23 protein-coding genes and 1 pseudogene are annotated in these 21,305 nt (G+C 71.1%); 12 read left to right on the top strand and 12 right to left on the bottom strand.

Annotation, left to right across the window (positions count from 1 at the left end; all coding sequences use genetic code 11):
- Window positions 1-43 precede the first annotated feature (43 nt).
- The gene (locus tag ABD784_RS11435; protein WP_344884549.1) at window positions 44-661 is read right to left on the bottom strand and encodes a pentapeptide repeat-containing protein; all 618 of its coding nucleotides are present in this window, start codon (window positions 659-661) and stop codon (window positions 44-46) included.
- 291 nt (window positions 662-952) lie between these two features.
- Here ABD784_RS11435 and ABD784_RS11430 point away from each other — a divergent pair, with 291 nt between their 5' ends.
- The 3 genes from ABD784_RS11430 to ABD784_RS11420 all read left to right on the top strand — a co-directional run bounded on the left by ABD784_RS11430 (window position 953) and on the right by ABD784_RS11420 (window position 2,982).
- A complete protein-coding gene (locus ABD784_RS11430) occupies window positions 953-1,903 on the top strand; it encodes a D-2-hydroxyacid dehydrogenase family protein (RefSeq protein ID WP_344884546.1) in 951 nt (316 codons plus the stop codon).
- 94 nt (window positions 1,904-1,997) lie between these two features.
- Window positions 1,998-2,546, top strand: a complete 549-nt coding sequence (locus ABD784_RS11425; RefSeq protein WP_344884543.1) for an RNA polymerase sigma factor — start codon at window positions 1,998-2,000, stop codon at window positions 2,544-2,546.
- A 10-nt stretch (window positions 2,547-2,556) separates the two neighbouring features.
- Window positions 2,557-2,982 (top strand): hypothetical protein, encoded by a 426-nt coding sequence (locus ABD784_RS11420; protein WP_344884540.1) that lies wholly within the window; start codon window positions 2,557-2,559, stop codon window positions 2,980-2,982.
- Between the two features lie 414 nt (window positions 2,983-3,396).
- Here ABD784_RS11420 and ABD784_RS11415 read toward each other — a convergent pair whose 3' ends face one another.
- The gene (locus ABD784_RS11415) at window positions 3,397-5,106 is read right to left on the bottom strand and encodes an MDR family MFS transporter (RefSeq protein ID WP_425582972.1); all 1,710 of its coding nucleotides are present in this window, start codon (window positions 5,104-5,106) and stop codon (window positions 3,397-3,399) included.
- The gene (locus ABD784_RS11410; RefSeq protein WP_344884537.1) at window positions 5,103-5,837 is read right to left on the bottom strand and encodes a TetR/AcrR family transcriptional regulator; all 735 of its coding nucleotides are present in this window, start codon (window positions 5,835-5,837) and stop codon (window positions 5,103-5,105) included. The genes ABD784_RS11415 and ABD784_RS11410 overlap by 4 nt, the downstream gene beginning before the upstream one ends.
- An 89-nt stretch (window positions 5,838-5,926) precedes the next feature.
- Here ABD784_RS11410 and ABD784_RS11405 point away from each other — a divergent pair, with 89 nt between their 5' ends.
- From ABD784_RS11405 to ABD784_RS11375, 7 genes are all read left to right on the top strand, one after another.
- Window positions 5,927-6,853, top strand: a complete 927-nt coding sequence (locus ABD784_RS11405; protein ID WP_344884534.1) for a fumarylacetoacetate hydrolase family protein — start codon at window positions 5,927-5,929, stop codon at window positions 6,851-6,853.
- A gap of 51 nt (window positions 6,854-6,904) precedes the next feature.
- The gene (locus tag ABD784_RS11400; protein WP_344884531.1) at window positions 6,905-7,771 is read left to right on the top strand and encodes an HAD-IIA family hydrolase; all 867 of its coding nucleotides are present in this window, start codon (window positions 6,905-6,907) and stop codon (window positions 7,769-7,771) included.
- Between the two features lie 67 nt (window positions 7,772-7,838).
- Window positions 7,839-8,699: an SOS response-associated peptidase gene (locus ABD784_RS11395; RefSeq protein ID WP_344884528.1), complete on the top strand. Its 861-nt coding sequence runs from the start codon at window positions 7,839-7,841 to the stop codon at window positions 8,697-8,699.
- A 43-nt stretch (window positions 8,700-8,742) separates the two neighbouring features.
- Entirely contained in the window at window positions 8,743-9,510 is a 768-nt protein-coding gene (locus ABD784_RS11390) for a hypothetical protein (protein ID WP_344884525.1), read from the top strand.
- A gap of 119 nt (window positions 9,511-9,629) precedes the next feature.
- Window positions 9,630-10,325, top strand: a complete 696-nt coding sequence (locus ABD784_RS11385) for a YcnI family protein (protein ID WP_344884522.1) — start codon at window positions 9,630-9,632, stop codon at window positions 10,323-10,325.
- An 84-nt stretch (window positions 10,326-10,409) separates the two neighbouring features.
- Complete coding sequence (locus ABD784_RS11380) at window positions 10,410-11,090, top strand: potassium channel family protein (RefSeq protein ID WP_344884519.1); 681 nt, start codon at window positions 10,410-10,412, stop codon at window positions 11,088-11,090.
- Window positions 11,091-11,199: 109 nt separating this feature from the next.
- The gene (locus tag ABD784_RS11375) at window positions 11,200-11,850 is read left to right on the top strand and encodes an NAD(P)-dependent oxidoreductase (protein ID WP_344884662.1); all 651 of its coding nucleotides are present in this window, start codon (window positions 11,200-11,202) and stop codon (window positions 11,848-11,850) included.
- Between the two features lie 315 nt (window positions 11,851-12,165).
- Here ABD784_RS11375 and ABD784_RS11370 read toward each other — a convergent pair.
- Window positions 12,166-13,236 (bottom strand): annotated as a pseudogene (locus ABD784_RS11370) (MFS transporter); the annotation flags it as partial.
- Window positions 13,237-13,252: 16 nt separating this feature from the next.
- A complete protein-coding gene (locus ABD784_RS11365) occupies window positions 13,253-13,867 on the bottom strand; it encodes a class I SAM-dependent methyltransferase (RefSeq protein WP_344884516.1) in 615 nt (204 codons plus the stop codon).
- A gap of 221 nt (window positions 13,868-14,088) precedes the next feature.
- Here ABD784_RS11365 and ABD784_RS11360 point away from each other — a divergent pair, with 221 nt between their 5' ends.
- Window positions 14,089-14,406, top strand: a complete 318-nt coding sequence (locus tag ABD784_RS11360) for a hypothetical protein (RefSeq protein WP_344884513.1) — start codon at window positions 14,089-14,091, stop codon at window positions 14,404-14,406.
- Between the two features lie 84 nt (window positions 14,407-14,490).
- Here the strand turns inward: ABD784_RS11360 and ABD784_RS11355 are convergent, their stop codons facing one another.
- The 5 genes from ABD784_RS11355 to ABD784_RS11335 form a co-directional block, all read right to left on the bottom strand.
- Entirely contained in the window at window positions 14,491-15,420 is a 930-nt protein-coding gene (locus ABD784_RS11355; protein ID WP_344884510.1) for an exonuclease domain-containing protein, read from the bottom strand.
- An 11-nt stretch (window positions 15,421-15,431) separates the two neighbouring features.
- Window positions 15,432-16,055, bottom strand: coding sequence for a cyclodeaminase/cyclohydrolase family protein (locus ABD784_RS11350; RefSeq protein ID WP_344884507.1), 624 nt, complete (start codon window positions 16,053-16,055; stop codon window positions 15,432-15,434).
- An 87-nt stretch (window positions 16,056-16,142) separates the two neighbouring features.
- On the bottom strand, window positions 16,143-16,988 hold the full coding sequence (locus ABD784_RS11345) for an HpcH/HpaI aldolase/citrate lyase family protein (protein ID WP_344884504.1): 846 nt from the start codon (window positions 16,986-16,988) through the stop codon (window positions 16,143-16,145).
- A gap of 139 nt (window positions 16,989-17,127) precedes the next feature.
- Window positions 17,128-17,358 carry a hypothetical protein gene (locus tag ABD784_RS11340; RefSeq protein ID WP_344884501.1) on the bottom strand — a complete coding sequence of 77 codons (231 nt, stop codon included), beginning with the start codon at window positions 17,356-17,358 and terminating at the stop codon, window positions 17,128-17,130.
- Window positions 17,359-17,699: 341 nt separating this feature from the next.
- Entirely contained in the window at window positions 17,700-18,290 is a 591-nt protein-coding gene (locus tag ABD784_RS11335; RefSeq protein ID WP_344884498.1) for a hypothetical protein, read from the bottom strand.
- A 142-nt stretch (window positions 18,291-18,432) separates the two neighbouring features.
- Here ABD784_RS11335 and ABD784_RS14350 point away from each other — a divergent pair, with 142 nt between their 5' ends.
- Window positions 18,433-18,699 carry an ImmA/IrrE family metallo-endopeptidase gene (locus ABD784_RS14350; protein ID WP_425582971.1) on the top strand — a complete coding sequence of 89 codons (267 nt, stop codon included), beginning with the start codon at window positions 18,433-18,435 and terminating at the stop codon, window positions 18,697-18,699.
- Window positions 18,700-19,147: 448 nt separating this feature from the next.
- Here ABD784_RS14350 and ABD784_RS11330 read toward each other — a convergent pair whose 3' ends face one another.
- Window positions 19,148-20,344, bottom strand: a complete 1,197-nt coding sequence (locus ABD784_RS11330; RefSeq protein ID WP_425582974.1) for an NAD(P)-dependent malic enzyme — start codon at window positions 20,342-20,344, stop codon at window positions 19,148-19,150.
- A gap of 214 nt (window positions 20,345-20,558) precedes the next feature.
- Window positions 20,559-21,296 (bottom strand): VOC family protein, encoded by a 738-nt coding sequence (locus ABD784_RS11325; protein ID WP_344884493.1) that lies wholly within the window; start codon window positions 21,294-21,296, stop codon window positions 20,559-20,561.
- Between the last annotated feature and the right edge of the window lie 9 nt (window positions 21,297-21,305).

Genomic DNA, 21,305 nt, shown 5'->3' with positions numbered 1-21,305 from the left:
GGCCTGACCAGGAGGGCGGATGTGGTGAGGCCGGCGGAGAGGGTCAGTCCTCGATTCGCAGGCCGAGCGCGCGGGCCATGAGTGGGGCCAGCTGGGCCAGATGGTGGGGGCCGAACGTGGCACCGCGGAGGTGCTCGAGTCCGGAGACGGTCTCGATGTCGGTCCGGCGCAGGTCCACGTCCTCGAGCCGGGCTCGGTCGATCTCGAGCCGTCCCACCCTCGTCCCACTGAGCTGGACCCGGCGCAACTGGCTCCCGGACAAATCGAGCTCCTCGATGACGCAGTCCGTGAAGGCGACGTCGAGCAGATCGGCTCCGCGGAGGTTGACGAAGCTGAGTTTGCATCCCACGAAGTGCACCGAGCGGAGCTCCGCTTCGTACGCCTCGACGGAGCCGAGCCGGCCGGACAGCGTGACGTCGCGCCAGCGGGACGCCACCGCTCCGACCACGGGGACATCGACGTGCTCGACGACCGCCTCGTTCAGGACGGCGCCCCTCAGCTCGAGTCGATCGGCAGTCAGCGACTCGAAGGCGACGCCGTCCAGTCGGGCCCCGGTGAGATCCAGAACCGGGCCGGACACCTGGCCGAACCGCAGGCCCTCGACCGTCGCCCCGGGCGTCAGTGCGGCCGGGGCTCCGTCGTCGAGCCCGTCCAGTTTCACGGGGTCCAGCAGCGGGGCCCTGACCCCGCCGCGGCCGGGCCGGCTCCTACCGCTTGGCCTGCCCCTGCCATTGGACGGGGCGGTGCGGGCCCGCTGCGGCCCGTGGTTCGACTGGGGTGAAGGCACTGGACTCCTGAACGAGGGGACAGCCGCGAGGCAGCCGGTGAATCGTGGACCGTCGGCGGCGGGCGGTGGGGTTCGAGCGGACGTCCCCACCCTAGGCCCGCTCCCCCACGGTTTGGCGCCCGGCGGATCGGTGACCTGTGTCTTCGCCGGCGGTAGCATCGGGCTATGACGCGGAGACTGGCGCTGCTGGACGACTATCAGGACGTCGCGCGCGACTGCGCCGACTGGGGCGAGCTCGCCGGGTGGGACGTGCAGGCGTTCCGCCGCCACGTGAGTGGCCGTGAGCTGGTCGCGGAGCTGCAGGGCTTCACCGCCGTCGTCGCAATGCGCGAGCGGACGGCGTTCGACCGGGGCACCCTGGAGCAGCTGCCGGACCTCGAGCTCCTGGTCACTACGGGGGCGCGCAACGCCGCGATCGACGTCGCCGCCGCGAACGACCTCGGGATCACCGTCTGCGGGACCGGCTCCTCGCCGGCGGCCGCTCCGGAGCTGACCTGGGCCCTGCTGATGTCCGCGGTCCGCGACATCCCCGGCCAGCAGGAGGCGCTGCGCGAGGGCGGATGGCAGACGGGCGTCGGCACGGAGCTCGCCGGCAAGACGCTCGGGATCCTGGGGCTCGGCAAGATCGGCACGCGCATCGCCGGCTACGCCCGCGCCTTCGGCATGGACGTCCTCGCGTGGAGCGAGAACCTCACGGCCGAGCGGGCACGGGAGGCCGGGGCGCGCCTGGTGGACAGGGCGGGCCTGTTCGCCGAGTCGGACATCGTCGCGGTCACCACCCGCCTGTCCGAGCGGACCCGCGGTCTGGTGGGCCGCGCGGAGCTGGACGCGCTGGGCCCGGACGGACTGCTGGTCAACACCGCCCGCGCCGGCATCGTGGACACGGACGCGCTGATCGCGGCGCTCGAGGAGGGGACCCTCGGCGGCGCGGCTCTGGACGTGTACGACGACGAACCGCTCCAGCCCGGCCATCAGCTCCTGGACGCGCCGCGGACCCTATTGACGCCGCACCTGGGCTACGTCACGCGCGAGCAGTACCGGATCTTCTACCAGGAGGCCCTGGAGGACGTGCGCGCGTGGTCGGCCGGGGAACCGGTCCGCGTCCTGCGCTCCTGACGCGGATCACCCCGTTCCGGCCAGTCCTGTCACAGACAGCCCCTTCCCGACACTCAGTGGGTGGAGGTGCGCATTGAAGACACACGACGACGAAGTGGCGCTGGCGTCCGACGAAGAGGAATTCGAGCGGCTGACCCGCGGGGACGAAGCGGCGTTCGCCGCCCTCTTCGACCGACACTCGGGCACCGTCTACCGGTACGCGTGGGGACTCGCTGAATCCCGCGATGAAGTGGCGGACATCGTCCAGGAGACCTTCCTAGTGCTCTGGCGCCGGCGCCAGCACATCCGTCTCGCCGGCCGTTCAGTGCTCCCCTGGCTCCTCTTGTGCTGTCGGAACACGGCCTACAACCAGAACCGCACACATCGGCGCAGCACCGGAGACGAGCTGACCGAGCCGAAGCCGGGAACCCGGGCCTGGCACCGCCGCGTCGAGCAGGAGAGGGCCGCTGAAGAACTCCAATGGGTCCTCGAAGAGATTGCCGGCCTGCCGGAGGCCGAGCGGAGACTGTGCGACCTGTGCCTGATCGAAGGCTTCGACTACGACGAGGCGGCCGCCGCACTGGACATCAGCCAGGCGGCCGCCCGCAAACGAATCCAACGAGCACGCGGGAAACTCCGTGCCGCCAAGACTGCAAACCCGTGAGGAGTTCGCCATGCCCATGAATTACGGCCCGCCTGCGAATTCGCAGATCGACGAGGAACTCCGCCCCGTCCGTGCCACCCTGCTCCGCCGCATCGGTCGCGGTCGCCACATCAAGCGCGCGTCGATCTCAACGGCTGCCGTGGCAGTGCTCTCGCTTGGTGGAGTTTCGGTCGCCACCGGCTTCGATCCCGATGCGAACAAGGTGAGTGCCGAGTTCATGACTAAACCGCAGTACGTCGATGAGTTCGCCGAGTGCATGGAGGCGCTCGGGTGGAATCCGATCCAGGGAAGCACCGACCCCAAGGCCCCAGCCGAGGTACCAGCCGTCCACTTCACCTATCACGAGAGCGTGAACGTCGAGATCGGCGAGGACGCCGAGGCCTGCCGCGCCGTCCTCGCCCGGCAGCTCGGCGAGCCCATCACGCCGGAAGACTGACGCGGGACGTCCGATCTATGCCCCGGGAGCACCACGTGGACAGCCATCCCCAGTCAGAGGAAGCCAACGAACCGAACACCGAACCATTCGCCCAGCACGCCGGTCAGTCACTGTCGAGCGACCAGTTGGCGGCAGCCCGGCGACTGGCCCAGCGCATCCTGGCTGCCGAGGCGTCCCGCCCCTGAGGACAGGGGCGGCGTCGAGAGCGCGGGCAGTGCCTCCAACGCGCGCTCTCTCCGTTGGCTCCCGCGCCGCCCAGGACCCGCAGCCCGGCGCGTCAGGACGTGAAGTGCGCCCCGCCGTCGTATGAGTGCACGACGGCGGTCTCCGGGTCGGCGGACCCCACATAGTGCAGGACGGGCCCCTCAGCGGGCTCCCTACGGCGTGCGTCCTCCCTCGGCGGTCGCGTCGATCCTACCGCTCGAGCTTGGTGGCGAGCTCCTTCTCCTGGACGAACATCAGCAGCACGAAGGCCACGATCGCCAGGGGTGCGATCCACAGGTACAGCGGGATCAGCGCGTGGTTGTAGGCCTCGACGATCAACGTGTGCACCGGCTCCGGCAGCGAGGCCACGAGCGCCGGCGTCAACGAGTTGCCGGTGCCCCCGGCGGCGAGCGCGTCGGCCGGCAGCTTCGTGGCGAGCTCGGCGGTCAGGCGCGTGGCGAACAGCGAGCCGACGACGGCGGAGCCGAGCGTGGCACCGACCTGGCGGAAGTAGTTCGACGACGCCGTCGCCGTGCCCACGAACCGCAGCGGGAAGGAGTTCTGCGCCACCAGCGTCAGGTTCTGCATGGTGGACCCCAGCCCGACACCCATCACACCCAGGAAGATGCAGATCACGTAGACGGGCGTGTCCGCGTGGATGGTCGCCAGACCTGCCAGGCCGAGCCCGATGATGAGCGTGCCGATCACCATGATGGTCTTGTAGCGGCCGGTGGCGGTGACCCGGCGACCCATGAGGATCGAGGTGGTGAGCATGCAGCCCATCATCGGGATCATCAGCAGGCCGGCCTCGGTGGGGCCGAACCCGGTGACCATCTGGAGGTACGTGGGCATGTAGCCGAGGGCGCCGAACATCATGATCCCGACGGCGAGGCCGGCGATGGTGGTGAGGTTGAAGTTGCGGTTGCGGAAGAGCTTCAGCGGCATCACCGGCTCGGCGACGCGCGTCTCCACCCACACGAAGAGCGCGGCGGCGACGACGGCTCCGGCGATCAGACCGAGGATCACCGGGTCCGACCACGCGTAGGTCCCGCCGCCCCAGGTCGCCACGAGGACGATCGCGCTGGTGGCGGCCGCGAGGAGGGCCATGCCGAAGTAGTCGACCCGTCCGCGCCCCTCCTGCTCCGGCTTGGGCAGGTGGATCAGGAGCGCCGCGGCGACGATCGCGAGGATGCCGAGCGGGACGTTCATCCAGAAGGCCCAGCGCCAGCCCGGGCCCTCGGTGAGCCAGCCGCCGAGCAGCGGGCCGGCGACGGAGGAGACGGCGAAGACGCCGCCCATGATGCCCATGTACTTGCCGCGCTCGCGGGCGGGGACCACGTCGGCGATGATCGCCTGGGAGAGGATCATGAGCCCACCGCCGCCGATGCCCTGGATGGCGCGGGCCGCGATGAGGAGGTTCATGTCGCCGGCGAGCGCGCCGACCACGGACCCGCCGACGAAGAGCACGATCGCCCCGATCAGCAGGTTCTTGCGGCCGAACATGTCGCCGAGCTTGCCGTAGACCGGCATCATCACGGTCGAGGCGAGGATGAACGCGGTGATGACCCAGGCCATGTGCTCGACGCCGTTGAGCTCGCCGACCATGGTGGGCAGCGCCGTGGAGAGGACGGTCTGGTTCAACGAGGAGAGCAGCATGGCGATGATCAGCGCGCCGAAGATCATGCCGAGGTGCTGCTGGCGGCTGCGTGCCGGCTTGCCGGCCCGCGCGGGGGCGGGCGCGTCCGTGGCGGACGGGTCGGTGCCGGGCACTGCGGTCCCGGCCGAGCCGGCGGTGGCCGCGGCGGCCTGCGTCGGCTGCTCGGCGGGGCGCGGAGCGGCGGACGACGGGGCGGAGGTGCGGTCGGCGGTCGCGGACTGGGTGCGGCGACTTCGCTCCGCGGTGGATTCTGCGTCTGTCATGGGGTCTCCTCGGACATCCGGTGGGGCTGCGCGTTCCGGTGGGTCGGCGCGTTCTGATAAGTCGGTACGCCCGGTGGGGCGGGGGCGGCCGGGTCGGCGGGGGCGGCGCGGGCGGGCCCGTCGGCGAGACCGGGCTCGGCGCCCTCGACGGCGATGCTCCGGAAGAGCGCGACGGCGTCGGTCAGGTAGCCGTCGAGGTTCTCCGGACCCTCGTGCTGGTAGCGGGAGATCGCGAACCGGGTGATGGCGCCGGCGAGGACCAGCAGGGCACGGCCGGCGTCGCCGTCGTACTCGCCGTCCGCACGGACCGCCTCGGCGACCTGGCGCTCGATGTCCGCGACGAGGCGGACGGACCGGTCCCGCAGCTCGGGGTGCTTGCGCACCAGCTCGCGGCGGCGCACGAACGACCCGTCCAGGGACGCCAGGGCCAGCGTCCCGGCCAGGAGACGGACCGCCCGCGTGAGCAGGTCCTCTCCCCCGGTGCGGAAGGCCTCGAGGTCGCCGGGGTCGATCGCGGGCGGGCGGACGCCGAGGATGGCGTCCTCCTTGGTCGCGAAGTAGTTGAAGAAGGTGCGCCGGGAGATCCCGGCCCGCTCGGCGACCGCCTCGATCGTGACGGCGGCGGGGCCGGCCTCCGCGGCGATGGCGTAGGCCTCGTCGTGGATGGCCTTCCACGTGTCGCGGCGGTGGCGCTCCCGCCGGGAGCACTCGTCATTTTGATTGCTTTCCACAACTAACAATTTATTGCACGGGTGCAAACTTGCACAAGTGCAAGGCGGGGTGATTCCGGCCACCGGCCGGATGTGCTGGGATGGGGGCCATGAAGCTTGCAACGCTGCGCCGCCCCGGGACCCCCGCCGACACGTTCGCCGCCCTCGTGGTCGACGCCGAGGCCCTGGAGCTTCGCTCCGCCGACGGCCGGGCCTACGCCGACGTCGGCGCCTTCCTCGCGGCCCCGGAGGCCGAGCGCGAGGCGACCCTCCGCACGACGGCGGACCGGGGCAGCGACCCGGAGGCGCACCATGGCACCTGTGCGGGCTCGGGCGAGGCCCATCCGCTCGCCGAGGCGGACTTCGCACCCCTGGTCACGGCTCCCTCCAAGGTCTTCTGCGTGGGCCTGAACTACCGGAACCACGCGGAGGAGACGGGCATCGAGCTGCCGGAGCACCCGACGCTGTTCACCAAGTTCGCGGACTCGCTCTGCGGGGCGGAGGACGACGTCGAGATCCCGCCGGAGGAGCACCGGATCGACTGGGAGGGCGAGCTCGCGATCATCATCGGCGCCGGCGGTCGGCGGATCCCCGAGAGCGGGGCCGCAGCCGCCATCGCCGGGTACGCCGTGGCGAACGACGTCTCCATGCGCGGCTGGCAGGGGCGCACCTCGGAGTGGCTCCAGGGCAAGTGCTGGGAGGCGTCCACGCCGGTGGGGCCGTTCCTGGTGACCGCCGACGAGTTCGTGCGCGGCGCCCGCCTGACCACCCGGGTGAACGGCGAGACGGTCCAGGAGGACTCCACCGACGACCTCATCTTCTCCCCGGAGGCGCTGGTCGCCTACTGCTCCACCCTGGTGACCCTGCGTCCCGGCGACCTGATCCTGACCGGGACCCCGGCCGGCGTCGCGCTGGGCCGGAAGGACCCGGCAACCGGGCGGCGCCCGTGGCTGCGGCCCGGCGATGTCGTCGAGACGGCCATCGAGGGCCTCGGAGTCCAGCGCACGCGCTTCGTCTCGGGCGAGCCGCGGGACTAGTCTGGCGGTAGACGGGCCCAGCCGGGCCGCGGAGCGTCGAGAGGATCGAACATGACCGCAACATCGTGGACGGAGCGCAAGCTCACCGACGTCGAATGCTGGCTGACGGACATGGACGGCGTGCTGGTGCACGAGAACCAGGCCATCCCCGGCGCCGCCGACCTGCTCAAGCACTGGACCCAGCAGGGCCAGCGCTTCCTGGTCCTGACGAACAACTCGATCTACACCCCGCGCGACCTGCGCGCGCGACTGCTGGCCTCGGGGCTCGAGATCCCGGAGGAGAGCATCTGGACCTCGGCCCTGGCCACCGCCGAGTTCCTGCGGCGGCAGCGCCCGGGCGGGCGCGCCTTCGTCATCGGCGAGGCCGGGCTGACGACGGCGCTGCACGACGCCGGACTGATCATGACGGACCGGGACCCCGAGTACGTGGTGCTCGGCGAGACCCGCACCTACTCCTTCGAGGCGATCACCCGCGCCATCCGACTGATCAACAACGGCGCGCGCTTCATCGCCACGAACCCGGACGCCACCGGCCCCTCCACCGAGGGCGTCCTGCCGGCGACCGGCGCCGTGGCCGCCCTCATCACCGCGGCGACCAGCCGGAAGCCGTACGTGGTGGGCAAGCCCAACCCGATGATGTTCCGCTCGGCCCTGAACCGGATCGACGCGCACTCGGAGACCACGGCCATGATCGGCGACCGCATGGACACGGACATCATCGCGGGCATGGAGGCCGGCCTGCTCACGCTCCTGGTGCACTCGGGCATCACCAGCAGTAAGGACGTGGGCGCCTACCCGTTCCGCCCGGACCTGACATTCCCGTCCGTGGCCGAGCTGCACGCCGAGCTGACGGGCGCGGGCCCCGACGGGCACGGCAGCACGGACGAGGACGAGACGGCGGCCGAGCAGGGCAACTGAGCGCCACCGGCCACCACCACCGACAGAGCACCAGCAGCAGCAGGACCGGCGACCGGGAGGGGCCGAGATGTGCGGCAGATACGTGATGGCCAGGAGCACGGGCGATCTGGTGGCGGAGCTCGGAGTCGACCGGGTCACCGGCGACGAGGTGCCGCCGAGCTGGAACATCGCCCCGACGCAGAAGGTGCGGATCGTGACCGGCCGCGGAGGCGGCGGACACGACGGAAGCGTGCTCGATCAGGCCGTGTCCGACAGCGCCGTGTTCGATCATGCCGCGTCCGAAAAGGCCGTGTCCGGCCGCGGCCTGGAGACCGCCCGCTGGGGGCTCGTGCCCATCTGGGCGAAGTCTCGCAGCGTCGGCGTCCGGGCGATCAACGCCCGCTCGGAGACGGTGCTGGAGAAGCCGACGTTCCGCTCGGCCGCGGTGAAGCGCCGGGCGCTCGTCCCCGCGGACGGCTACTACGAGTGGTCCGGCCAGAAGGGCGCCAAGATCCCCACGTACCTCCACGGCGGGGACGGCGAGCCCCTGGCCTTCGCGGGCCTGTACGAGCTCTGGCGCGACCCGGAGGTCCCCGAGGGCGAGCCGGACGCCTGGCTGATGACGACGACGGTCCTGACCCGGCCGGCGACCGACGCCCTGGGGCACATCCACGACCGGACGCCGGTCATCGTCCCACCGGGGCTCCGCGACGACTGGCTGGACCCCGGCCTGACGGACCGGTCCCGGATCCAGCAGCTGATCGACGCGATCCCCGACCCGAGCCTGCTCCCGCACCGGGTGGGCCCCGCCGTCGGCAACGTCCGCAACGACGGCCCGGAGCTCATCGCCCCGGTGGCCGAGGGCGGCGGCGCTGCCGACGACGGCGGGACGGCAGGCGGCGGGACAGCAGGCGACGGGACGGCAGGCGACGACGCACTCTTCTACTAGGCGTAGAATTCTGGGCGAGGAACGGCCGGAGAGCGAGGAGCGCATGCAGAACCGACGCGAGCGGATGCTGCGCGCCGTGCTGTCCGCCTCCGTCACCACGCTGGCGACGGCGGCCGCGCACGATCTGGGCGGTGGGCACTTCCCGCACCCGGTCCTGCTGACCGTCGTCTTCCTGATGGCCGTCCCGTTCTGCTTCCTCGCCGGCGGGCGCCGCGTCACCGCGGCCTCGCTCGCCGCCTCTGTCGCTGCCGCGCAGGTCCTCCTGCACGGCGCCTTCTCGATCGTCGCGCCCTCGCTGGACCACTCGGTCCTCGCCGGGGCGGCCGGCGGTGCCGGCCACGCGCACCATGCGAGTGCGGCGGCGCTCCAGGAGTCCGTGCGCGGCGCGCTCGCCACGGATCCGGTCGCGACGGCGGCCGGCCCGGGCGACCTCGCCGCCGGGGGCGGGCCGATGCTCGTCATGCACCTCCTCGCCGGGCTCGCCGCGCTGGCGGCGCTGACGGCCGGCACGGAGGCGCAGCGCCGCCTCGCCGACGCCGTCCTGCTCGCCACGGCCCAGCGTCTCGCGGCCGTCCGCCACTGGCTCCGCCGGCACCGCAGCGCCACCCGCCTGGCCGGTTGGTGCGCCCGCGCCCTCGCGCCGCTGACCGCGGCCCGGGCCGCACGGCTCGCCCTCGCGGACGGGTCCCCCACTGCCAGCCCCGACCCCCGGGGCTCCGCCGGCCGGACCGTGCGGCACCTCGTCTCCCTGTATCTGGCGCCGGTGCGCGTCCTCCGCGGGCCGCCCGCGCCCCTCCCGCACCCCGCCTGACCCCCATCCGAACCCGTCGGCCGACCCGGCCCCGGCGCACGAGCCCTGCCCGTGCGCCCCGCCGTCGTCCGCCGATCCCCTGCGGCGCGCCCGCCGCACACTTCACAGGAGACATCCCCATGCGCAACACCCACCCCCGCTCCACCCGCATGACCACGGCGAGCGCCGCCGTCGTCCTCGGGGCCGCCCTCGCCCTGGCGTTCCCCGCCGCCGCCAGCGCCCACGTGAGCGTGGACCCCTCGACCACGGCAGCGGGCGAGTACGCGACGCTGACGTTCGCGATCGGCCACGGCTGCGAGGGCTCGCCCACCGAGTCCGTCCGCATCGACTTCCCGGAGGAGATCGGCAGCGTCAAGCCGACCGCCAAGGCCGGCTGGGCGGTCGAGACGGCGGAGTCCGGCGGCGTCCGCTCCGTCACGTACACCGCAGAGGAGCCGCTGCCGGACGAGCTGCGGGACACCGTGACAGTCGCGGCGCTCCTGCCGCTCGACGGGGAGGCCGGAGACGTCCTGTCCTTCCCGGTCACCCAGGCCTGCACCGACGGGCAGAACGTCTGGGACCAGGCGCCCGAGGACGGGGCCGAACCGGAGTACCCGATGCCGCAGCTGACGCTCACGGCCGCCACCGGCGGCGGGCACGCCGGCCACACCGGCGCCGGCGCATCGGACGAGCATGCCGAGCACGCGGGCGGAACCGGCGACGCGGAGGCCATGGAGCACCGGGACGACCAGGCGCGGCTCGTCGGCACCGGCGGCCTGATCGTCGGCGTCCTCGGCGTCGCCCTAGCGGCGCTGTCACTGCGCCGCCGCAGCTGAGCGGTGGGCCCGGGCGGGCGCGGTCTTCCGCGCCCGCCCTGGCCCTGGCCGCCACCCCTCATTGGGGCAGTACCGTGGTGGACGATGACTGAGAACCTCACGCGGGTCGAACGGTGGGAGCGCCGAGTGGAGATCCCCCTGATCCTGCTGGCGCTCGCGTTCCTCGCCGCCTATGCCTGGCCCGTCCTCGACGAGTCGATCCCCCGCACCCTGAAGCGGTTCCTCGAGACGGTCTCCTGGACCATCTGGGGCGCTTTCGCCCTGGACTTCGCCGTCCGGCTGGCCCTGGCGGAGCAGCGCGGCCGCTATGCGCTGCGGCACTGGTACGACGCCGTCCTGATCGCCCTGCCGATGCTCCGGCCGCTGCGGATCCTCCGCGTGCTGTCCGCCGCGCGTCTGCTCAATCGCGTCTTCACCCGGCACCTCGTCGGCCGGGTCAGCGTGTACGTCACGACGACGGCGATCGCCTGCGTGCTCCTGGGCGCCATCGCGATCCTCGACGTGGAGCAGGACGCACCCGGCGCCAACATCACGAACTTCGGCGACGCCGTCTGGTGGGCGATCGTCACCAGTGCGACGGTCGGCTACGGCGACTTCTACCCGGTGACCGCGGCCGGCCGGTTCATCGCGGTGGGCCTCATGCTGGTGGGCATTGCCCTGTTGGGCTCGATCACCGCCGGCGTCGCCGCCTGGGTGACGACGGCGGTCGCCCAGGAGGACTCCCGCGGCCCCGCCGTGCGGGCGGAGTCGCAGGACGGCGCGTGAGCGAGTCCGGCCGCGTGCCCCGGGCGCGGCAGGAACAACGCGGCCCGCTCCGCCGTTGCCCCCAGTGGGACGCCGGGACTGCCGGCGCCCGACCGACCGACAGGAGAACATCGTGAAGATCGCCCTCATCGGAGGCCACGGCAAGGTCGCCCTCCTCGCCGCGCCGGAGCTCGTGGAGCGCGGCCACCAGGTGACCTCCTTCTTCCGCAACCCCGAGCACACGGAGGACGTCCGCGCGACCGGCGCCGACGCCGTCGTGCTGGACGTGGAGCACGCCGACACCGCCGAGATCGCAGAGGCGCTGCGCGGGCACGACGCCGTGGTGTGGTCCGCCGGCGCGGGCGGCGGCTCGCCGGAACGCACCTACGCGGTGGACCGCGACGCGGCCATCCGGTCGATGGACGCCGCCGAGCAGGCCGGGGCCAAGCGCTACGTGATGGTCTCCTTCGCGACCGCCGACGAGAAGTACCTGGTGCCGGAGGACGACTCGTTCTACCCCTACATGGCGTCGAAGATCGCAGCCGACGACTACCTGCGCGGCTCTGGTCTGGACTGGACGGTCCTGGGCCCGGGCAAGCTCACCCTCGACGAGCCGACCGGCCGGATCCACCCGGATCCCGACCCGGAGCAGGGTACTGACACGTCGCGCGCCAACGTGGCGCTGACGATCGTCGAGGCGCTGGAGAGCGCCGGCAGCATCGGACGAACCATCAACTACCGCGACGGCGAGACGCCCATCGCGGAGGTCATGGCCGGCTGATCGGGGCCCGGCCCAGCTGAGCCGAGACTCCGGCCCGTCCTGACTACGGGCCCATCCTGCCTTCTGGCCCGGCCCCGCCTGCCGGCGGGGCCGGGGGCTCCGCCGCCGCACCAGCAGGAACACAGCCAATCCGGCGCACGCCGCGTACGCGCCGGCGACGGCGATCCAGCCGACCGCGAACCCGCCCGCCGTGCTGACCAGCCAGCCCATCATCAGCGGGCCGACCGTGAACCCGCCGAACATCCCCGCCGTCACGAGGCCGCTCGCCGACACCATCGACGCCGCGGGGATGCTGCGCAGCAGCGCCGCCATGAGGACCACGGACACCCCGAGCGCCGAGGCGCCGTGCAGCGCGACGGCGATCCACAACAGCGCCGGCGCTCCGGAGGCCTCGGCCGCGAGGAAGGTGCCTGCCCCGGCCAAGGCCAGGAGGGCGAGGGCGAGCAGGAGCGCCGGAGCGGACACGCCGCGCGCCATCACACGGCCCCAGCCCACGCGCGCGGTGACGCCGACCGCGCCGGCGACGGCCGCCGTCGCACCGCCTGCGACGAGGCTGAAGTCCAGCTCGCGCACCGCGAACAGCGGGAGGTAGACGTTGGTCGCCTGGACCCCGATGCCGTTCAGGAGGCCGAACAGGGCCAGTGCGCGGACGACCAGCGCCGGCGAGGGACTCGGCGAGGGGCCCGCCGCGGCCCCGCCGACCGGCCGATCGACGGGCCGCTCGGCGTCGGACCGCCCGGTGACCTGCTCGACGTCGGCCCGGTCGGTGCGCCCGGCCGGTTCGACGGCGGCGAGCGGTTCGACGGCGGCGAGCGCCCGCAGTGCCAGGAGCATCAGGGCCAGCACGAGGGCCAGGCCGACCGCCGAGGCACCGCGCCAGCCGATCCACACCGCGAGGGCCGGGAACGCGAGCGAGGCGACGAGCTGGCTGACCTGGACGCCCGACTGCTTGATCCCGGTCCAGCCGATCCGCTTCTCGGCGGGGACACGCTGCAGCAGGATCCGGTTGGTGACCCCGTTGGGGAACGACTGCGCGAGCCCCGAGAGACCCGCGGCGACGAGAAGCACGGCGAAACCACCGGCGAGCGCGGCGAGTCCAAGGGCCAGCGCCGCCAGGGAGAAGACGGCGATCATCAGGGTCCGGTCCGGCCGGCGATCGGCGAGCCGGGCCAGACCGGCGTTGCCGAACGTCGCGCAGGCGAAGCATGTGGTGGCGAGGAGCCCGAACTGCGCGGCGTCGAGACCGAGGTCGCGGATGACCAGGTCGCTGGTGGCGCTCAATCCGTAGAGCAGCAGCGGGCCGGCCGCGATGGCGCCGAGCAGCGCCGTGAGGAGCCCGGGGCCCGCCGGACGGGACGGGCGGCGGGCTTCGGCGGGCCGGGTCATGCGGCGGCGGGTCGGGTCATGCGGCGGCGACGCCGATCGTGACGTACCCGGAGGTCCGGGGCAGGGGCCGCTGGTAGAAGCTGTCCACAGCGAGCAGGCGGAACCCGGCAGACTCGAGCATCGGGCGCACGTCGCGGGTCAGGTGGCAGCCGCCGGCCAGCGCGCGCTGGAAGGGGTCCAGCCGACGCTGCCACCGGCGCACGCGCTCGTCCGGGGCAAGCCCGTGCTCGAGGAAGTGCAGCCGGCCGCCGGGTTCGAGCACGCGCCGCAGTTCGGCGAGCGCCGCGGTGGCGTCCGGGATGGTGCACAGCGTCAGGCTGGAGACGGCGTGGTCGAACGACGCGTCCTCGGCGTCGAGCCGTTGCCCGTCGAGGCCACCGCGCCGAATCCGGGCCGCAGCGGCGTCGATCTTCGCGGCCGCGAGCCGCCACGCGGTGTCCGAGGGCTCGACGGCGCAGACCTCCGAGACGCCGGCCGGGTAGTGGGGCGCGTTGGCTCCGGACCCGAAGCCGAGCTCGATCACGCGGCCGGACAACCCGGAGCAGAGCCGGCGCCGCAGCGGCGCGATCTCCTCCATGTCCATCGCCCGCGCCATCAGCCGCGGCAGGATGTGTTCACCGTAGAGTCCCATGCGTTCCTCCCTCGCGCTCAGTATGGCCTCGCGCGGCCCCGACGACCAAGGACCTCGGCTCGACGCGGCGGCCCGGCGGCCCGGGAAGCGGGCCTCTTCACACCTCCCTCAAGGTTCTCCACAGGGACTGCGTGTCACTGTGTCACCGCGATGTGGACGGGAGGACACTGGAGCCATTGGGAGGAAGGACGACCGCACAACCTCAATCGAAGGAGATCGTGATGGTTGGCTCCACGGAGCGTGAGGCAGAATTCGAGAAGATCGCCGACCATGCGCCGGCCGGGGCGGTCGTCGCGGTCGACGTCGACGGGGCACAGGCCTGGTGGAATGGCGACGACTTCGACGGCGACACCGCGATCGTCGAGCACGCCCGACGATCCGCCGCCGCCGGACTCCTCGTGGACGTCGCGGGCAAGCAGGTCCTCGCCGGTGCGAACAATCCGCTGGGCGCCGCCGCCGCTCTCGCCCACTACAACGCCGGCCGCACGGCATTCACCCGGCTCAACAGCCGCATCGGCGACTGGCTGTACGGCCGCTGAGCAGGGCCCTCGCCGGGACCCGCCTCGCCGGTCCGCGCCGAGGGTGGCCCAGCACGCAGGGCGGCCCGCCGGGTCGCCGGCACGTCAGGACCGGCGCGTGAGCTGCAGGAACTCGGGCTCGGTGACCAGCAGGATCTCCTGACCGGCCGCCATGTAGGCGTAGGCCTTGCGCTCCTTGCTGCTGCCGCCCGCGAGATCGATCGCCGTCACGCTGCGGCGGCCGTCGCCGATGATCAGGACACCCGTCTTCTTGGTGACGCCCTTCCCGTTGGTGCCGCCCATGGCGGCGATGGCCTCCATCGCCTCCCAGCGGCCCATCGACTCCAGGTCCCCGGTGAGCACCACGTGTTTCCCGTGGAACGGATGCCCCGGATCGGCCGCCGTGCTGGGCTTGGGCAGATCCTGCGTGGACGCGGTGTACGCGCGGCTGAAGTACTTCGAGGCGGCGGAGCCGGCGGACGCGCCCGCCGGGCGGGTCGGCCACAGGTGCTCGACGTGCGAGGCGCCCTCGCGCCGGGCCAGCTCCAGGACGATCTCGGCGGCGATGCGCGCGTCCTCCCCGGCGTCGTGGTGCTGGAACGCGCCGAGCCCCAGGTGCTGCGCGACGTCGGGCAGCCGGTGCCGCTGCAGCTGGAGCAGGCGCCGCGACAGCGCCAACGCGCAGTGGAAGTCGTTGACCGGCGCCGGGAGCCCGGAGACCTCGCAGGCCTGCCGGATGGCGCTCTTGTCGAACGCGGTGTTGAAGGCGACGAGCGGATGCTCCCCCGCCAGACCGGTCAGCGTCCCCACCGAGGCGTGCCAGTCCGGCGCACCGTGGACCATGTCCGGGGTGATGCCGTGGATCTGGACGTTGCGGGGGCTGAAGTCGGCGACGCTCGCGTGGGGGCGAACGTACCAGGTCCGCTGGTCCACCACGCGCCCGGCGCGGACCTGCACCGCGGCCACCTGGCAGATGGACGCGTAGCTGCTGTTGGCGGTCTCGACGTCGACGGCCGTGAAGTGCAGGTCCTGCATGCGTTCGTCCTCTACTCGGCCAGCTGGTCGCGCACGCGGCGCGTGACGTCGGCGGCGGTCTCGGCGGCGTCGTCGGCCCGGCGGATGTCCGACCGGAGCTCCTCGCGGACCTCCTCGTCCTCGACCGAGCGGAGGTTGATCTCCAGGGTCACGAGCGCTGTGGAGGCGGCCGCGCGCGCCGACTCGGCGGCGGCCGCCACATCGCTGAGCACGTTGGGGTTCACGGCGTCGACGACGTCGGAGCAGAGGTCGATGACCTCGGCGGCGAGCCGTGCCAACTCCCGCGGAGGCACCACGGCGCCGCGCAGGGCGCGCTGGATGGCCTCGGAGCGCTCGGCCTGCTGGTCGTCGTCCTCGGCGGGCAGCGCGTAGGCGTCGGCCACGGCCCCGAAGGCCGCCTGGTCGTCGTCGGAGACCTCGAGCGCGGCCGTGACGATCTCATCGGCGCGGCGGGCGACCCGGTCCATGCGCTCGGCCCGGTCCTCGTAGCCCTCCCCCGTGGTGAAGCGGGCGGCCATGCCCAGCAGGGCCGCGCCCTGGGCCGCCTGCAGGGCGCCGGTGGCCCCGCCGCCGGGTGTGGGCCGACCGGCGGCCAGGCGCGCCAGATAGCTGCCGATGGTCTCCGAGCTGCTCATCGCTGACGTCCCCTCGCCGATGTATGCCGTGCCGATGTCTGTCGTGCCGTTGTGTCCGTGCCGCCGCCGTGCTGGTCCGTCGCCGGGTCAGGCGTTCCATAGTCCGTACGAGTCGGCGAGGTCCGCGATCTTCTGCGCGCGGGCCAGACGCGGCAGGTAGGATCCGTCGCCGATCGACCCGCCGGCGGCGTGCGCATCCAGAAGTTCCTTGGCCCAGGCGAGCTCGTCCTCGGCCGGTGAGAGGCCCTTGTTGACGTCCTCCACCTGGTCCACGTTGAGGGCGAGCTTGCCCGTCATGCCCATCGAGGCGGTGACGCGGCAGTCCGCGTGGACCTCTTCCTCGCCGGCGGTGGCCAGGGAGGGCCCGTCGATGGGGCCGGGCAGCTTGCCCACGCGGGAGGCGATGACCAGTCGGCTGCGAGCGTAGGCGAGGGCCATCGGCTCGTCGGAGATGCCGGTGTCCTTGCGGAAGTCGTTGGTGCCGAACGCCAGGCGGAACGTGCCCGGAGCGGAGGCGATCTCGGTGGCGTTCTCGAGGCCCAGCGCGGTCTCGATGAGCGCGAGGACGGGCGTGCCGGCCTGCAGGCGCATCGCTGTGTGCGCCACCTGCTCCGGCTGCTCGGCCATGGCGAGCATGACGCCGCGCAGGCCTTTGGTCTTGGAGAGCCGGGAGAGGTCCTCGGCCCAGTGGTCGGTGTCGATCCCGTTCACGCGGACCCAGGCGGTCATGCCGGAGTTCAGGGCGTTGACGACGTTGTCGCGCGCCTGCTCCTTGCCCGATTCGGGCACTGCGGCCTCCATGTCGAAGATGACCGAGTCGGCCTCAGACGCCAGCGCGGGGGCGAAGAGCTCCGGCTTGGCGGCGTTCACGAGGAGCCAGGAACGGGACAGTTTTGCCGGCAACGCTGCCGCGCGACGATTGCGGAGGGACATGCCACCCAGCCTATCCGGCGAGGCACGGCATCCTCCATTTGCGCTCATATTCGTCATTCGTCGCACGGACGGCCATCCGCCTCGCGCGGTGAGGGGGGTGCGAGGGGCACGACGACGTCGCGACGCCCTCGTTTCCGGCTCAGCCATGGCCCGCCGCCGACATGTACGCAGTGTCGATGTACTGCTCCGCGGTCCCGTCGAACGCGACGTAGAAGTGCGAGCACGCCGGGGCGTCGCCGCCGGCGAAGAAACCGTAGAGGCTGTCGGCCGTGGAGACAGCGACGTGGAGGTTCATGCGGCGGTAGCGCACCATGCGCTTCTGGTTCCACTTCGGGATCAGGCGGTGCTTCGCGCCGGGATAGAGAGCCATGATGGTTCCTTTCCGCCCGGGTTCCGGGCATGAAAAACCCCGACCCTGAAGGGTCGAGGTTGGGAGCGGACAGCGCTGATCCTAAGTAGCCTTCAGGCTCGGAACGAACCGTCCTTCGCCCGGACGACTACGAGTTCGGCGATCTTTTGGCGGTCCCCTCCTATCAAACGAGTTTCGGGATGCCATCAAATACTCGTCATGCGCCATCATGCTACTGAGAAGGCGACCTTCTTTAACGCATTTTTGCTTACTATTCGTGATTGCGTTCGCTCACCCTGTACAGAGTGAGCGAACGCAATCAGCGTATTTTGCTCGACGTTTGCTCCGTTAATTAATACGAACTAGCCTAAAGCCATACCCAAGAAAGGGACAATGACTGAATCCCAGGTCGCAATCTGAAGCACAGTCGCTCCCAAGAATACGGCAACAGGGAAAGCCATTCTCACGCCCCAGTGCATCCATCGAGCGAAAATCCCCGACACGATCATCGCCAGGGCTCCCGCAAGGACAGGCAGTACCAGCATTACTTGTTCGACTACTTCTTCATGGCATCCGTCGCCGCCGCAAATGTCTATGGAAGAACCGATTCCTTCTACATTGATGGAAGACCAGATGTGCAAGTTGAACAGAAGCCAGAGGGCGCCCGCAACTTGGCCGATTCCCCGAAATGGGCCCCTATAGGCAACCAATACGGTCGATGCGATAGCCGCCGCAAGAATCGCTAAATAAGGCCACCAATTTGAGCCAGGGCCTTGCTGAAGACTGTCATAACCTACCGGTACAGTTTCCAGCATCCCCCTGGGTGGAGCGAGATTCAACCCGGAATATACGCCGGCCAATGCGAGTAAGGCTGTCGCGGCGATGGCTTGGAGCACCCATAACGCCCCTCGCAGGAAGTGTCCCGCCGAATTTTGCTCGTCTTGCTCATCCACTACTGTCCTCCAGACGCTGGCCTCCATGACGCTACCAAGCGCACGGCCGCAGGTGCGCGCCTCTTCCGCAGTGGGCAGCGGCTCATTCTCATGGTGGACCCCTCTGCGTATGGTTTAGCTGCAAAGAAGGGGGACAAGCACATTGACCACGACCAACTACCAGAGGAACCCTGACCACCTCGCCAAGCAACTCGGCATACGAGTTCGCAGAGGACCGCTACCCCAGGGGTGGTGGGGACTTTGCGACCATCCGCGACGCACGATCGTTCTGAGGCCAGGGCTTGCACCCATCCAGTACACCTGCACGCTCATGCATGAACTGGGTCATGCCTACTACGGGCACGAAGGCGTCAGCGGCAAACAGAAGCTTCTGCCTGACCGATGGGCAGCCGACGACTACTCTCGTTAGAAGGCCTAATCGAAGCCGCTAGAACGGAACATCGGTGCGGAACCCTCGCAGCCGATTTACAGGTCCTTCCGGAAACTCTGAACGTCTTCATCGACATGCTGACTCCCACCGAACGGCGCCACGTGTCCAACGCTCTCCATCCTGCCCACGATCACATCCCCATTGCATGACTTCTCGCTAGCGAGGCCGTGGTCGCGCCTGGAGTGATCGGAGCCGTGGAGCGGGACGAAGCGCTCTGATTGGTCCCGCTCCACGAACTGCGTACGCGTAGCGCCCTCGACTCTCCCAACAGCAACAAGGCCGTGATCTACTGCCGCCCGACAAGGGACGGCACTCGGAAGAATGCCGTGAGCGAATGGGCTCTCTTTGAGCCCAGTGAACAACTCAGTGGAAGTCCGGCGAGCACTCCGAACTTCCACTGGGCAGTTCCTTGAGTTCCTTCGGCGTCCTACGCGTCGGGGTCGTTGGCGGCGACCTCCGCGACGGCGCGGGCCACCGCCTCCGCGACACGGGGGTCCAACGGTGACGGGACGATAAACCCGGCGCTCAGCTTGTCCTCCACCAGGGCGGCGATCGCCTCGGCCGCCGCGATCTTCATGGCGGGCGTGATGCGGCGGGCACCCGAGTCCAGTGCGCCGCGGAAGATCCCGGGGAAGGCGAGCACGTTGTTGATCTGGTTGGGGAAGTCGGAGCGTCCAGTCGCGACGACGGCCGCGTACCGTGCCGCCACGTCCGGCATGACCTCGGGGTCCGGGTTGGACAGCGCGAAGACGATCGCGTCGTCGTTCATCCGGGCCAGGTCCTCCTCCGCGATCTTCGCGGAGGAGACGCCGATGACCGCGTCGGCGCCCTCGAGCGCCTCGCGCATTCCCCCGATGACGTTTTCGCCGTTGGTGCGGGCGGCGTAGTGCGCCTTGATCTGGTTGAGGTCGTCGCGGTCGCGGTGGATGGTGCCGCGCGAGTCGGTCAGGATCACGTCCGCGACACCGCGCGCCAGGAGGATCTCGGTGATCGCGATGCCGGCCGCCCCGGCACCGGCGACCACGACCCGCAGGTCGCTGAAGGCCCTGCCGGTCACCTTCGCGGCGTTGGTGAGCGCGGCGAGGACCACGACGGCGGTGCCGTGCTGGTCGTCGTGCATGACGGGGCAGTCGAGCGCCTCGATGAGCCGCTGCTCGAGCTCGAAGCAGCGCGGCGCGGAGATGTCCTCGAGGTTGACGGCCCCGAAGCTCGGGCGCAGGCGGACCAGGGTCTCCACGATCTCGTCCACGTCGGTGGTATCGAGGACCAGCGGGATGGAGTTCAGGCCGCCGAACTCGCGGAAGAGCGCGGACTTGCCCTCCATGACAGGCAGGGAGGCCGCGGCGCCGATGTCGCCGAGGCCGAGGACGGCGGTGCCGTCGGAGACGACCGCGACCAGCCGGGACGCCCACGTGTGCGTCGCGTGCTTGGAGGGGTCCTCCGCGATGGCGCGGGAGACCTGGGCGACGCCCGGCGTGTAGGCGATGGAGAGCGCGCGCTTCGAGTCGAGCGGCATGGTGGTCTCGACGCTGAGCTTGCCGCCGAGGTGGGAATCGAAGATCTCGTCCTGGGTGATCGGCGACGACGCCGCGGACGCGGGGGCAGTGGAAAGTGACACGGGGATGCTCCTCTGAGCGGGCGAGAAAGGTCTGATCGGCGCTGTGGGCGGTCGAATTCCGCGGGCGCGCCGGCGAGTCTGCGCTGCGTCTCGAGGTCATCGGCGACGTCAGTGTCGCAGTGGTCAGTACTTTCTTTAGACCGTGCCCTTCCACGGTACGCGGGAACGGGGGCCGAATTCCAGAGTGAACGGCTTCACATTTCCGGCGCGGCCGAGCCGGTCAGCCTCGGCCGAGGATGCAGAAGTCGTTGCCCTCCGGGTCGGCGAGGCATTTCCAGGGCACGTCGCCCTGCCCGACGTCGGCGTCGGTGGCGCCCAGCCCCCGCAGGCGAGCGGCCTCGGCGGCTTGGTCGTCGCCGGGGTACGGGAGGAGGTCCAGGTGGATCCGGTGCCGCAGCTCCTCGGGCGCGGGATCGTGCACGAATTCCAGGTGCGGCCCCACGCCCACGCTCGAGCGGAGCCTCACGAGCCGCTCGTCGTCGTCCACGACCCTCCACCCGGCGGCCTCCGCCCAGAAGCCGGCCAGGGCGCGCGGCTCGGCGCAGCCGACCACCACCGCTGCGATGGGGCCCGTGTCCCGGTAGATCGGCCGGGGCTCCAGGACGCAGAAGACGTTGCCCTCCGGGTCGGCCAGCACGGTCCACGGCACGTCGCCCTGTCCGATGTCCGCGGGCGTGGCGCCCAGTCTCTGCAGCCGCTCGACCAGCTCGCGGTGGTGCTGCTCAGAACTCGTCGCGAGGTCCAGATGCGCTCGATACGCCACCGTCCGCGGGTCCGGGACGCTGACGAGGTCGATGCACAGGGCCGACGGGTCGGGCCAGGTGAAGCCCAGCGGCTCGAGGTTGGTGACCCCGGGCGCCTCGCTGGAGATGCCCCAGCCGAGCGCCTCCGCCCAGAAGCGGCCCAGGGCGTCGTCGTCCCGCGCCTTGATATTGACCTGTACGAGTTGAAGCGGCATACCCCCGGA

It is taken from the genome of Zhihengliuella alba, from assembly GCF_039538765.1.
In the GTDB taxonomy this organism is placed as follows: domain Bacteria; phylum Actinomycetota; class Actinomycetes; order Actinomycetales; family Micrococcaceae; genus Zhihengliuella; species Zhihengliuella alba.
This window is presented reverse-complemented; position numbering and strand designations above follow the sequence as displayed.

Bases quoted from the DNA above. Each gene is read 5' to 3' on its own strand.
- ABD784_RS11415 (WP_425582972.1), bottom strand. From the start codon at position 5,106: ATGACAGACGCAGAATCCACCGCGGAGCGAAGTCGCCGCACCCAGTCC.
- ABD784_RS11355 (WP_344884510.1), bottom strand. From the start codon at position 15,420: ATGCAGGACCTGCACTTCACGGCCGTCGACGTCGAGACCGCCAACAGC.
- ABD784_RS11420 (WP_344884540.1), top strand. From the start codon at position 2,557: ATGCCCATGAATTACGGCCCGCCTGCGAATTCGCAGATCGACGAGGAA.
- ABD784_RS11395 (WP_344884528.1), top strand. From the start codon at position 7,839: ATGTGCGGCAGATACGTGATGGCCAGGAGCACGGGCGATCTGGTGGCG.
- ABD784_RS11350 (WP_344884507.1), bottom strand. From the start codon at position 16,055: ATGAGCAGCTCGGAGACCATCGGCAGCTATCTGGCGCGCCTGGCCGCC.
- ABD784_RS11340 (WP_344884501.1), bottom strand. From the start codon at position 17,358: ATGGCTCTCTATCCCGGCGCGAAGCACCGCCTGATCCCGAAGTGGAAC.
- ABD784_RS11380 (WP_344884519.1), top strand. From the start codon at position 10,410: ATGACTGAGAACCTCACGCGGGTCGAACGGTGGGAGCGCCGAGTGGAG.
- ABD784_RS11345 (WP_344884504.1), bottom strand. From the start codon at position 16,988: ATGTCCCTCCGCAATCGTCGCGCGGCAGCGTTGCCGGCAAAACTGTCC.
- ABD784_RS11360 (WP_344884513.1), top strand. From the start codon at position 14,089: ATGGTTGGCTCCACGGAGCGTGAGGCAGAATTCGAGAAGATCGCCGAC.
- ABD784_RS11390 (WP_344884525.1), top strand. From the start codon at position 8,743: ATGCAGAACCGACGCGAGCGGATGCTGCGCGCCGTGCTGTCCGCCTCC.
- ABD784_RS11400 (WP_344884531.1), top strand. From the start codon at position 6,905: ATGACCGCAACATCGTGGACGGAGCGCAAGCTCACCGACGTCGAATGC.
- ABD784_RS11385 (WP_344884522.1), top strand. From the start codon at position 9,630: ATGCGCAACACCCACCCCCGCTCCACCCGCATGACCACGGCGAGCGCC.
- ABD784_RS11430 (WP_344884546.1), top strand. From the start codon at position 953: ATGACGCGGAGACTGGCGCTGCTGGACGACTATCAGGACGTCGCGCGC.
- ABD784_RS11405 (WP_344884534.1), top strand. From the start codon at position 5,927: ATGAAGCTTGCAACGCTGCGCCGCCCCGGGACCCCCGCCGACACGTTC.
- ABD784_RS11365 (WP_344884516.1), bottom strand. From the start codon at position 13,867: ATGGGACTCTACGGTGAACACATCCTGCCGCGGCTGATGGCGCGGGCG.
- ABD784_RS11325 (WP_344884493.1), bottom strand. From the start codon at position 21,296: ATGCCGCTTCAACTCGTACAGGTCAATATCAAGGCGCGGGACGACGAC.